Genomic DNA, 9,114 nt, shown 5'->3' with positions numbered 1-9,114 from the left:
TGCCGCTTGCCGTGTCGATGGAGGCGCATTATAGGGAGTGAATTCGTTCTGGCAACCCCTCCACTGCAATAAAATTGCAAAAAACTGCACTTTTTTAGTTATTCATCTCCAACCACAGCTTTTATACAAACTTATCCACAGAAACAGCCTTCAGGTTGTTAGAATAGCCGAAAACAAGGAGGCCAAGATGGACTTGCGACTGAGACCTTACAAGGGAAAACGCCCACAACTGGGCAAACGGGTATATGTAGACCCCTGCGTCACCCTGGTAGGTTATATCAACTGACCAATGATGCTTAAATGAAGTGAGCTGGCTATCCACCATTTCGCTAGGCTCGGGAACAACCCTTCCTTCATATATAGATGCGATAAGATGATGAGTGAGGCAGTTGAGGCAGTTGAGGCAGTTGAGGCAGTTGAGGCAGTTGAGGCAGTTGAGGCAGTATCAAAATCTCTTAAAAGAAAAGCCGGGACAAGCCCGGCTTTTTCTTTATCACTCAGCAGCTGCTTCAGCAGCGGCCGGGCGGTCTACCAGCTCAATATAAGCCATAGGGGCGTTGTCGCCAGCACGGAAACCGCATTTCAGAATGCGAGTATAACCGCCGGCGCGCTCCAGGTAGCGCGGGCCCAGTTCATTGAACAGCTTAGCCACGATCGCGTTGTCGCGAGTGCGGGCAAATGCCAGACGACGATTAGCAACGCTATCAGTCTTGGCAAGGGTGATCAGCGGTTCAACTACACGACGCAGCTCTTTTGCCTTAGGCAGAGTCGTCTTGATGATCTCATGACGAACCAGGGAGCTGGCCATGTTGCGGAACATAGCCTGACGATGGCTGCTGTTCCGGTTCAGTTGACGACCACTCAAACGATGGCGCATGACCTTATCCTTCTAACTAAATCTGTGAAACCCGTAATCTGGATTACTCGTCAGCGATGCTGGCGGGCGGCCAGTTCTCAAGGCGCATGCCAAGAGACAGACCACGGGAGGCCAACACGTCCTTGATCTCTGTCAGGGACTTCTTACCGAGGTTGGGAGTCTTAAGCAACTCAACTTCGGTACGCTGTACCAGATCACCAATATAGTGGATAGCTTCTGCCTTCAGACAGTTCGCAGAACGAACTGTCAGCTCCAAATCATCGACAGGACGCAGCAGAATCGGATCAAACTCGGGTTTCTCTTCTTTCTTCTCGGGCACGCTGACATCGCGCAGATCCACGAAGGCTTCCAGTTGCTCAGCCAAGATAGTGGCAGAACGACGGATGGCTTCTTCAGGATCCAGAGTACCATTGGTCTCCATGTCGATAACCAGCTTGTCCAAGTCGGTACGCTGTTCCACACGTGCTGCCTCAACATTGTAGGCAATACGAACGATGGGGCTGAACGCGGAGTCCAGCAGCAGGCGACCAATCGGACGCTCTTCGTCATCGTTGTGAACACGAGCAGAAGCAGGCACATAACCACGACCGCGCTGAACTTTCAGGCGCATGCTGATTTCAGCATTGGTACCTGTCAGGTGGCAGATTACGTGCTCCGGGTTTACGATCTCGACTTCATCACCGTGAGTGATATCACCTGCGGTAACGGGGCCTGTTCCAGACTTGGTCAGGGACAGAGTTACCTCGTCCTTGCCTTCCAGCTTCACAGCGATACCTTTCAGGTTGAGCAGGATTTCAAGAATGTCTTCCTGTACACCTTCTTTGCTGCTGTACTCATGCAGTACACCGTCAATTTCGACTTCAGTAACTGCACAACCGGGCATAGAAGACAGCAAAATACGACGCAGGGCGTTACCCAGCGTGTGACCAAAGCCACGCTCAAGTGGCTCAAGAGTCACTTTCGCATGAGTCGGGCTAACTTGCTCGATGTCAACTAGCCGCGGTTTAAGAAAATCTGTTACAGAACCCAGCATTGTGTCCTCTCTTTAGAAGCTAGCTTTACTTAGAGTAAAGCTCGACGATCAGCTGTTCGTTAATGTCGGCAGACAGGTCGGAACGCTCTGGCAGGCGCTTGAAGGCACCTTCCATTTTAGCGGCATCAACCTCTACCCAAGTCGGCTTCTCGCGCTGACCAGCAACCTCAAGGGCAGCTTTGATACGCGCTTGCTTCTTAGCCTTCTCACGAACGCAGATCACGTCCTCAGGGGAAACCTGGAAAGAAGGAATGTTCACAACGCGGCCGTTTACCATGATGGCCTTGTGGCTCACCAGCTGACGAGATTCAGCGCGAGTAGCACCGAAGCCCATGCGGTATACGACGTTGTCCAGACGACCTTCCAGCAGCTGCAACAGGTTTTCACCGGTGTTACCCTTTTGACGGGCAGCGTCGCGGTAGTAGTTGCGGAACTGTTTTTCCAATACGCCGTAGATACGACGAACTTTTTGTTTCTCGCGCAGTTGCACACCGTAGTCGGACAGACGCGGCTTACGAGCGCCGTGCTGACCAGGAGCGGTGTCAATCTTGCACTTAGAATCAATCGCGCGAACACCAGACTTCAGGAAGAGGTCTGTGCCCTCACGACGGCTAAGCTTAAGCTTAGGACCGATATATCTTGCCATCTTCTTTCTCCAACAATCCTAGACCAAGTAGCTACCAGCGTTACACGCGGCGCTTCTTGGGAGGACGACAACCGTTGTGCGGGATCGGAGTCACATCAGTAATGTTAGTGATGCGGAAACCAGCCGCGTTCAGGGCGCGGATGGAAGACTCACGACCGGGACCCGGACCTTTGACCATGACTTCCAGGTTCTTGACGCCATATTCTTTGGCCATCTCACCAGCACGCTCAGCAGCTACCTGAGCAGCGAACGGGGTGGACTTACGAGAACCACGGAAACCGGAACCACCAGAAGTAGCCCAAGACAGAGCGTTGCCCTGACGGTCAGTAATGGTCACGATTGTGTTGTTGAAAGATGCATGAACGTGCGCAATACCGTCGCTCACTTGCTTTTTAACGCGCTTGCGAGCACGAGTCGGAGTTTTAGCCATTTTCTACCTTCCCGTTACTTCTTGATAGCCTTGCGCGGACCCTTACGGGTACGAGCGTTGGTCTTGGTACGTTGACCACGAACAGGCAGGCTACGACGGTGACGCAAACCACGGTAGCAACCCAGATCCATCAAACGCTTGATGTTCATGGAAATCTGACGACGCAGGTCACCTTCAACGGTGAATTTACCTACTTGTTCACGCAGACTCTCGATCTGAGCTTCGTCCAGGTCTTTAATTTTCACATTCTCAGCGATACCGGCTGCGGCACAGATGGCCTTGGAGCGGGTACGACCGACGCCATAAATAGCAGTCAAAGCAATGACTGCATGCTTATGGTCAGGAATGTTAATGCCAGCGATACGGGCCACTATTCACTCCTACATATAGTAGATTACGACCACCACAAAGCCCGTGAGCGGATACGTGGCGGTCAACCAATACACAACAAAAGTTGGCTGGCTATATTAGCCAGCACAACTATTTGTTGCAAGTACTAACCGTAAAAAATTAGCCTTGACGCTGTTTATGCTTAGGCTCGCTGCAAATCACACGCACCACACCGTGACGCTTGATGATTTTGCAGTTACGGCAGATTGCCTTAACGGAAGCACGAACTTTCATTGCTTAACTCCGTAACTACGCCGACCTTTAGCGGCCGTAGCCCTTCAGGTTGGCCTTCCTCAGGACATCACCATATTGATGAGACATCATATGGGTCTGAACCTGAGCCATGAAGTCCATGATAACCACCACGATAATCAGCAGCGAGGTGCCACCGAAGTAGAACTGTACGTTCCAGGCAGTCATCAAGAACTGGGGTACCAGACAGATAAAGGTTATATAGAGTGCACCTGCCAATGTCAGGCGAGTCATAACCTTATCGATATAACGTGCTGTCTGCTCGCCCGGGCGAATCCCCGGGATAAAGGCTCCACTCTTCTTCAGGTTATCTGCTGTCTCGCGGGGGTTGAACACCAGCGCGGTATAGAAGAAACAGAAGAAGATAATGGCTGCTGCATAGAGCATCTCGTAAAGCGGCTGACCCGGCTGCAGGACCATAGAGACCTGTTGCAGGATGTCGGCTACTTTACCCTCGCCCTGACCAAACCAAGAGGTAATGGTCCCCGGGAAGAGGATGATGCTGGATGCGAAAATCGCAGGAATCACACCGGCCATGTTGACTTTCAACGGCAGGTGCGTGCTTTGCGCGGCGAATACCTGGCGGCCTTGTTGACGCTTAGCATAGTTAACGACGATACGACGCTGACCACGCTCCACGAACACCACAAAGTAAGTCACTGCGAAAACAATCAAGCCCAGCAACAACAACAGCAGGATGTGCAATTCCCCTTGACGTGCCTGTTCGGCCGTAGCGCCAATGGCATGCGGCAGACCGGCAACGATACCTGTGAAAATAATCAACGAGATACCATTACCAATCCCACGCTCGGTAATCTGCTCACCCAACCACATCAAGAACATGGTACCGGTAACCAGACTCACAACCGCTGTGAAATAGAAGCCCAGACCCGGATTAGTCACGAGTCCATGCATCATATTCGGCAGACCGGTTGCAATACCAATGGCCTGGAAAGTTCCCAAAACCAGCGTGCCCCAACGGGTATATTGGCTAATCTTGCGACGGCCGGATTCACCCTCTTTCTTGAGTTCAGCAAGAGCAGGATGAACCACAGTCAGCAGCTGGATAATGATCGACGCCGAAATGTACGGCATGATCCCCAACGCAAGAATAGAAGCACGCGAGAGTGCACCACCACTGAACATGTTGAACATCTCAATGATGGTGCCCTTCTGTTGCTGGAACAACTCGGCCAGTACGGCGGCGTCAATACCAGGAATCGGCACATAAGAGCCTGCACGGAAAACGATAATCGCCCCGAGAACGAAGAGCAGACGACTCTTCAGTTCACTCAGACCACCCTGTGCTTTAACATCCAATCCTGGTTTCTTAGCCATTGTACTGATTATTCCTCGATTTTACCGCCAGCGGCCTCGATGGCTGCGCGTGCACCTTTGGTGACGGACAGACCACGAACGGTCACAGCACGGTCAATGTTGCCAGACAGAACAACTTTAGCGAACACGATGTTTTTAGTAATAACACCGGCTTGCTTCAGAGTGCTCACGTCGACCACATCACCTTCTACCAGGGCGATTTCGTTCAGGCGCACTTCGGCAGAAACCAAAGATTTGCGAGAGAAGAAACCGAACTTCGGCAGACGGATTTTCAAAGGCATCTGGCCGCCTTCGAAACCGTTGCGAACTTTGCCGCCACCGGAACGAGAGGTTTGGCCTTTAACACCACGACCACCAGTCTTGCCCAGGCCGGAGCCGATACCACGGCCACGACGATGTTTTTCAGGCTTGGAACCAGCGGCCGGAGACAGAGTGTTCAGACGCATGCTTAGCCCTCCACCTTAACCATGTAATAAACCTGGTTGATCATGCCGCGTACGCAGGGAGTATCTTCCAGCTCAACGGTGTGACCAATGCGACGCAGACCCAGACCACGCAGAGTCGCCTTGTGCTTGGGCAGACGGCCGATAGAGCTGCGAGTTTGAGTTACTTTTACAGTGTTAGCCATGTCGCATTACCCCAGAATTTCTTCAACGCGCAGACCACGCTTGGCAGCGATCTGTTCCGGTGATTGACCGTGAACCAGAGCGTCTACAGTTGCGCGAACAACGTTGATTGGGTTGGTGGAACCGTAGGTCTTAGCCAGCACGTTGTGGATACCAGCAACTTCCAGAACGGCACGCATAGCGCCGCCTGCGATGATACCAGTACCTTGAGAGGCCGGCTTCATGAACACGGTAGAACCGGAGTGAACACCTTTCACCGGGTGGTGCAGGGTGCCGTTGTTCAGTTCAACCTTGTTCAGGTTACGCTTGGCCTGTTCCATTGCTTTTTGAATAGCAGCCGGAACTTCACGGGCTTTACCGTAACCGTAACCTACACGGCCGTTACCATCACCCACCACGGTCAACGCGGTGAAGGACATGATACGACCACCTTTAACAGTTTTCGAAACACGGTTTACTGCAATCAGCTTTTCTTGCAGTTCGCCGGCTTGAGATTCGACTTTAGCCATCTTCGACTCCTAGCTTAGAACTGAAGACCAGCGTCACGTGCAGCAGCTGCCAGAGCAGCGATACGGCCGTGATACTTGAAACCGGAACGATCGAAAGATACGTTCTGAACGCCTTTGGCAATAGCACGCTCAGCGATAGCTTTACCTACAGCGGTAGCAGCATCTGCGTTACCGGTGTATTTCAGAGCTTCACTGATGGCTTTCTCTACTGTGGAAGCAGAGGCCAGAACTTCGGAACCGTTGGCTGCAATAACCTGCGCATAGATATGACGCGGGGTACGGTGAACAACCAGACGGGTAGCTCCCAGTTCCTGCATCTTTTTCCGAGCACGAGTAGCACGACGGAGACGAGCTGCTTTCTTGTCCATAGTGTTACCTTACTTCTTCTTAGCTTCTTTAGTACGCACTTGCTCGTTGGCATAGCGTACACCCTTGCCCTTGTAGGGCTCCGGAGCGCGGTAAGCACGGATATCGGCGGCGACTTGGCCAACCAGCTGCTTGTCAACGCCACGCAGAACGATTTCGGTCTGGGACGGGCACTCAGCGGTTACACCAGCCGGCAGCTCATGCTCTACCGGGTGAGAGAAGCCCAGAGCCAGAGCGACAGCATTGCCCTTGATGGAGGCTTTGTAACCTACACCAACCAGCTGCAGCTTGCGCTCGAAGCCTTGGGTAACACCGATTACCATGTTGTTGACCAATGCACGGGCAGTACCGGCCTGAGCGTCAGCACCAGCGATGCCGTCGCGCGGGGCGAACTTCAGTACATTGTCTTCTTTGGTCACTTCTACACCGGCGTGAATAGAACGAACCAGGGAACCTTTACCACCTTTGATGGACAGTTCCTGACCGTTCAGAGTCACTTCTACGCCAGCAGGAATAGTGACGGGTGCCTTAGCAACGCGAGACATTTCCGACCTCCTATTAAGCGACGTAGCAGATGATCTCACCACCCATGCTTGCTTTGCGAGCAGCACGGTCGGTCATCACACCTTTAGACGTGGACACGATAGCAACACCGAGACCGCCCATAACTTTCGGCAGATCAGTAGTGCGCTTGTAAATACGCAGGCCGGGACGGCTCACGCGTTGGATCAGTTCTACAACCGGCTTGCCCTGGAAATATTTCAGTTCAATTTCCAGTTCCGGCTTCACGTCACCAGCTACGGTGTAGCCAGCGATGTAACCTTCTTCTTTCAGCACTTTGGCAATAGCCACTTTCAGCTTGGAAGAAGGCATGGAAACCGCAACTTTGCTCGCCGCCTGACCGTTACGGATGCGGGTCAGCATATCCGCGATCGGATCTTGCATGCTCATAGTCTAACTCCCGAGATTCTTTACCAAGAGGCCTTTTTCAGGCCCGGAATTTCGCCCTTCATGGCATGCTCACGCACCTTGATGCGAGACAGGCCAAACTTGCGCAGGAAACCGTGCGGACGACCAGTAATGTTGCAACGGTTACGCTGACGGGACGGACTGGAATCACGGGGCAGCTGTTGCAGTTGCAGAACAGCATCCCAACGCGCTTCTTCAGAAGCGTTCATATCAACGATGATAGCTTTGAGCTCGGCACGCTTGGTTGCGTACTTGGCTACCAGCTTGGCACGCTTTGCTTCGCGCGCTTTCATGGATGTTTTAGCCATAACCCTAACCTTACTTGCGGAATGGGAAGTTAAAGGCAGCCAGCAGAGCACGGCCTTCTTCATCGGTATTCGCGGAAGTGGTGATGGTGATATCCAGACCACGGACGCGATCGACTTTGTCATAGTCGATTTCCGGGAAGATGATCTGCTCACGCACGCCCATGGAGTAGTTACCACGACCGTCGAACGCTTTAGCGTTCAGGCCACGGAAGTCACGGATACGCGGTACGGAGATGCAGATCAGCCGTTCCAGGAACTCCCACATACGCTCGCCACGCAGGGTTACTTTACAACCTATCGGGTAGCCTTCACGAATCTTGAAGCCCGCAACAGATTTGCGAGCTTTGGTGATCAGCGGCTTCTGACCGGAAATGGCAGCCATATCGGCAGCAGCATTTTCCAGCAATTTCTTGTCAGAGATCGCTTCACCAACACCCATGTTCAGGGTGATTTTCTCGATCCGAGGGACTTGCATGATAGTCTTGTAACCGAACTGCTTGGTCAGTTCACTTACTACATCGGATTTGTAGTAATCATGCAGTTTCGCCATCGTTAAACTCCAATTACTTCACAAGTTCGCCGGTGGATTTGAAGAAACGAACTTTTTTGCCGTCTTCAATCCGGAAACCAACGCGGTCAGCTTTGCCAGTGGCAGAGTTGAACAGCGCTACGTTAGATACATCGATGGGGGCTTCTTTGGTGACGATACCGCCAGCCTGACCCAGTGCGGGTACCGGCTTCTGGTGTTTCTTCACCTGGTTGATGCCTTCCACGATTACCTTACCTTTAGCAATCAGAACTTGAGTGACTTTGCCACGCTTGCCCTTGTCTTTGCCGGTAAGAACAATCACTTCGTCTTCGCGACGGATTTTAGCTGCCATCGTTCGACTCCTTACAGTACTTCGGGTGCCAGGGACACAATCTTCATGAACTTCTCATTACGCAGTTCACGGGTCACCGGGCCAAAAATACGAGTACCGATCGGCTGTTGGTTGTTGTTAAGCAACACAGCCGCATTGTTGTCGAAACGGATGACTGAGCCGTCCGGACGACGAACGCCTTTACGGGTGCGTACGACCACCGCGTTATACACATCACCTTTCTTCACTTTACCGCGAGGAATAGCTTCCTTGATGGAAACTTTGATGATGTCGCCGATGCCGGCGTAACGGCGGTGCGAACCACCCAGAACCTTAATACACATTACACTGCGAGCGCCGGAGTTGTCGGCAACACCCAGCATACTTTGCATCTGGATCATCTTAGTGCTCCGCTTTGTTTACTTCTTATCCCTTTCGGGATCTGGCTGCCTTCAAAAGGCGCGAAACTATAACACAGGATTTTTAGAAAAGGTAGCCTAAAAAACAAAC

At 52.3% G+C, this 9,114-nt stretch carries 17 protein-coding genes and 1 pseudogene; 1 reads left to right on the top strand and 17 read right to left on the bottom strand.

The annotated features are described in order from the left end of the window. Positions 1–187: 187 nt before the first annotated feature. A pseudogene (locus tag AAHA39_RS14120) lies at positions 188–280 on the top strand (gamma carbonic anhydrase family protein); the annotation flags it as partial. A 213-nt stretch (positions 281–493) separates the two neighbouring features. Here AAHA39_RS14120 and rplQ read toward each other — a convergent pair. The 17 genes from rplQ to rplN all read right to left on the bottom strand — a co-directional run bounded on the left by rplQ (position 494) and on the right by rplN (position 9,005). Beyond that, positions 494–877: a 50S ribosomal protein L17 gene (rplQ, locus tag AAHA39_RS14115; RefSeq protein ID WP_005307999.1), complete on the bottom strand. Its 384-nt coding sequence runs from the start codon at positions 875–877 to the stop codon at positions 494–496. Positions 878–920: 43 nt separating this feature from the next. After that, complete coding sequence (locus AAHA39_RS14110) at positions 921–1,910, bottom strand: DNA-directed RNA polymerase subunit alpha (protein ID WP_042877958.1); 990 nt, start codon at positions 1,908–1,910, stop codon at positions 921–923. 25 nt (positions 1,911–1,935) lie between these two features. Further along, the gene (gene rpsD, locus AAHA39_RS14105) at positions 1,936–2,556 is read right to left on the bottom strand and encodes a 30S ribosomal protein S4 (RefSeq protein WP_005342696.1); all 621 of its coding nucleotides are present in this window, start codon (positions 2,554–2,556) and stop codon (positions 1,936–1,938) included. Between the two features lie 40 nt (positions 2,557–2,596). Beyond that, positions 2,597–2,986: a 30S ribosomal protein S11 gene (gene rpsK, locus AAHA39_RS14100; protein ID WP_005307993.1), complete on the bottom strand. Its 390-nt coding sequence runs from the start codon at positions 2,984–2,986 to the stop codon at positions 2,597–2,599. Between the two features lie 14 nt (positions 2,987–3,000). Further along, the gene (gene rpsM, locus AAHA39_RS14095) at positions 3,001–3,357 is read right to left on the bottom strand and encodes a 30S ribosomal protein S13 (RefSeq protein WP_005307991.1); all 357 of its coding nucleotides are present in this window, start codon (positions 3,355–3,357) and stop codon (positions 3,001–3,003) included. Between the two features lie 139 nt (positions 3,358–3,496). Then, positions 3,497–3,610 carry a 50S ribosomal protein L36 gene (gene rpmJ, locus AAHA39_RS14090; protein WP_005319705.1) on the bottom strand — a complete coding sequence of 38 codons (114 nt, stop codon included), beginning with the start codon at positions 3,608–3,610 and terminating at the stop codon, positions 3,497–3,499. A 27-nt stretch (positions 3,611–3,637) separates the two neighbouring features. Then, on the bottom strand, positions 3,638–4,966 hold the full coding sequence (secY, locus tag AAHA39_RS14085; protein WP_005340602.1) for a preprotein translocase subunit SecY: 1,329 nt from the start codon (positions 4,964–4,966) through the stop codon (positions 3,638–3,640). An 8-nt stretch (positions 4,967–4,974) separates the two neighbouring features. Then, positions 4,975–5,412: a 50S ribosomal protein L15 gene (gene rplO, locus AAHA39_RS14080; protein ID WP_033115582.1), complete on the bottom strand. Its 438-nt coding sequence runs from the start codon at positions 5,410–5,412 to the stop codon at positions 4,975–4,977. Between the two features lie 2 nt (positions 5,413–5,414). Then, positions 5,415–5,594 carry a 50S ribosomal protein L30 gene (gene rpmD / locus AAHA39_RS14075; protein ID WP_005307985.1) on the bottom strand — a complete coding sequence of 60 codons (180 nt, stop codon included), beginning with the start codon at positions 5,592–5,594 and terminating at the stop codon, positions 5,415–5,417. A 6-nt stretch (positions 5,595–5,600) separates the two neighbouring features. Then, on the bottom strand, positions 5,601–6,101 hold the full coding sequence (rpsE, locus tag AAHA39_RS14070) for a 30S ribosomal protein S5 (protein WP_005342686.1): 501 nt from the start codon (positions 6,099–6,101) through the stop codon (positions 5,601–5,603). 14 nt (positions 6,102–6,115) lie between these two features. Next, a complete protein-coding gene (gene rplR, locus AAHA39_RS14065) occupies positions 6,116–6,469 on the bottom strand; it encodes a 50S ribosomal protein L18 (protein ID WP_005340606.1) in 354 nt (117 codons plus the stop codon). 9 nt (positions 6,470–6,478) lie between these two features. Further along, complete coding sequence (rplF, locus tag AAHA39_RS14060) at positions 6,479–7,012, bottom strand: 50S ribosomal protein L6 (protein WP_033115583.1); 534 nt, start codon at positions 7,010–7,012, stop codon at positions 6,479–6,481. Positions 7,013–7,025: 13 nt separating this feature from the next. After that, complete coding sequence (gene rpsH, locus AAHA39_RS14055) at positions 7,026–7,418, bottom strand: 30S ribosomal protein S8 (protein WP_033115584.1); 393 nt, start codon at positions 7,416–7,418, stop codon at positions 7,026–7,028. A gap of 20 nt (positions 7,419–7,438) precedes the next feature. Next, on the bottom strand, positions 7,439–7,744 hold the full coding sequence (gene rpsN, locus AAHA39_RS14050; protein WP_005340609.1) for a 30S ribosomal protein S14: 306 nt from the start codon (positions 7,742–7,744) through the stop codon (positions 7,439–7,441). A gap of 10 nt (positions 7,745–7,754) precedes the next feature. Further along, complete coding sequence (rplE, locus tag AAHA39_RS14045) at positions 7,755–8,294, bottom strand: 50S ribosomal protein L5 (protein WP_033115585.1); 540 nt, start codon at positions 8,292–8,294, stop codon at positions 7,755–7,757. A 13-nt stretch (positions 8,295–8,307) separates the two neighbouring features. Continuing rightward, complete coding sequence (gene rplX, locus AAHA39_RS14040; protein WP_005307977.1) at positions 8,308–8,625, bottom strand: 50S ribosomal protein L24; 318 nt, start codon at positions 8,623–8,625, stop codon at positions 8,308–8,310. An 11-nt stretch (positions 8,626–8,636) separates the two neighbouring features. Next, a complete protein-coding gene (rplN, locus tag AAHA39_RS14035) occupies positions 8,637–9,005 on the bottom strand; it encodes a 50S ribosomal protein L14 (RefSeq protein WP_005307975.1) in 369 nt (122 codons plus the stop codon). Positions 9,006–9,114 lie beyond the last annotated feature (109 nt).

The organism is Aeromonas sp. SE22, assembly GCF_038739755.1.
Classification (GTDB): domain Bacteria; phylum Pseudomonadota; class Gammaproteobacteria; order Enterobacterales; family Aeromonadaceae; genus Aeromonas; species Aeromonas jandaei.
Note: the sequence above shows the minus strand (reverse complement) of the source record. Positions and strands in the feature narration are given on the sequence as shown.

Excerpts from the sequence above, each read along its gene's own strand:
- rplQ (WP_005307999.1), bottom strand. The coding sequence starts at position 877 with ATGCGCCATCGTTTGAGTGGTCGTCAACTGAACCGGAACAGCAGCCAT.
- AAHA39_RS14110 (WP_042877958.1), bottom strand. The coding sequence starts at position 1,910 with ATGCTGGGTTCTGTAACAGATTTTCTTAAACCGCGGCTAGTTGACATC.
- rpsD (WP_005342696.1), bottom strand. The coding sequence starts at position 2,556 with ATGGCAAGATATATCGGTCCTAAGCTTAAGCTTAGCCGTCGTGAGGGC.
- rpsK (WP_005307993.1), bottom strand. The coding sequence starts at position 2,986 with ATGGCTAAAACTCCGACTCGTGCTCGCAAGCGCGTTAAAAAGCAAGTG.
- rpmJ (WP_005319705.1), bottom strand. The coding sequence starts at position 3,610 with ATGAAAGTTCGTGCTTCCGTTAAGGCAATCTGCCGTAACTGCAAAATC.
- secY (WP_005340602.1), bottom strand. The coding sequence starts at position 4,966 with ATGGCTAAGAAACCAGGATTGGATGTTAAAGCACAGGGTGGTCTGAGT.
- rplO (WP_033115582.1), bottom strand. The coding sequence starts at position 5,412 with ATGCGTCTGAACACTCTGTCTCCGGCCGCTGGTTCCAAGCCTGAAAAA.
- rpmD (WP_005307985.1), bottom strand. The coding sequence starts at position 5,594 with ATGGCTAACACTGTAAAAGTAACTCAAACTCGCAGCTCTATCGGCCGT.
- rpsE (WP_005342686.1), bottom strand. The coding sequence starts at position 6,101 with ATGGCTAAAGTCGAATCTCAAGCCGGCGAACTGCAAGAAAAGCTGATT.
- rplR (WP_005340606.1), bottom strand. The coding sequence starts at position 6,469 with ATGGACAAGAAAGCAGCTCGTCTCCGTCGTGCTACTCGTGCTCGGAAA.
- rplF (WP_033115583.1), bottom strand. The coding sequence starts at position 7,012 with ATGTCTCGCGTTGCTAAGGCACCCGTCACTATTCCTGCTGGCGTAGAA.
- rpsH (WP_033115584.1), bottom strand. The coding sequence starts at position 7,418 with ATGAGCATGCAAGATCCGATCGCGGATATGCTGACCCGCATCCGTAAC.
- rpsN (WP_005340609.1), bottom strand. The coding sequence starts at position 7,744 with ATGGCTAAAACATCCATGAAAGCGCGCGAAGCAAAGCGTGCCAAGCTG.
- rplE (WP_033115585.1), bottom strand. The coding sequence starts at position 8,294 with ATGGCGAAACTGCATGATTACTACAAATCCGATGTAGTAAGTGAACTG.
- rplX (WP_005307977.1), bottom strand. The coding sequence starts at position 8,625 with ATGGCAGCTAAAATCCGTCGCGAAGACGAAGTGATTGTTCTTACCGGC.
- rplN (WP_005307975.1), bottom strand. The coding sequence starts at position 9,005 with ATGATCCAGATGCAAAGTATGCTGGGTGTTGCCGACAACTCCGGCGCT.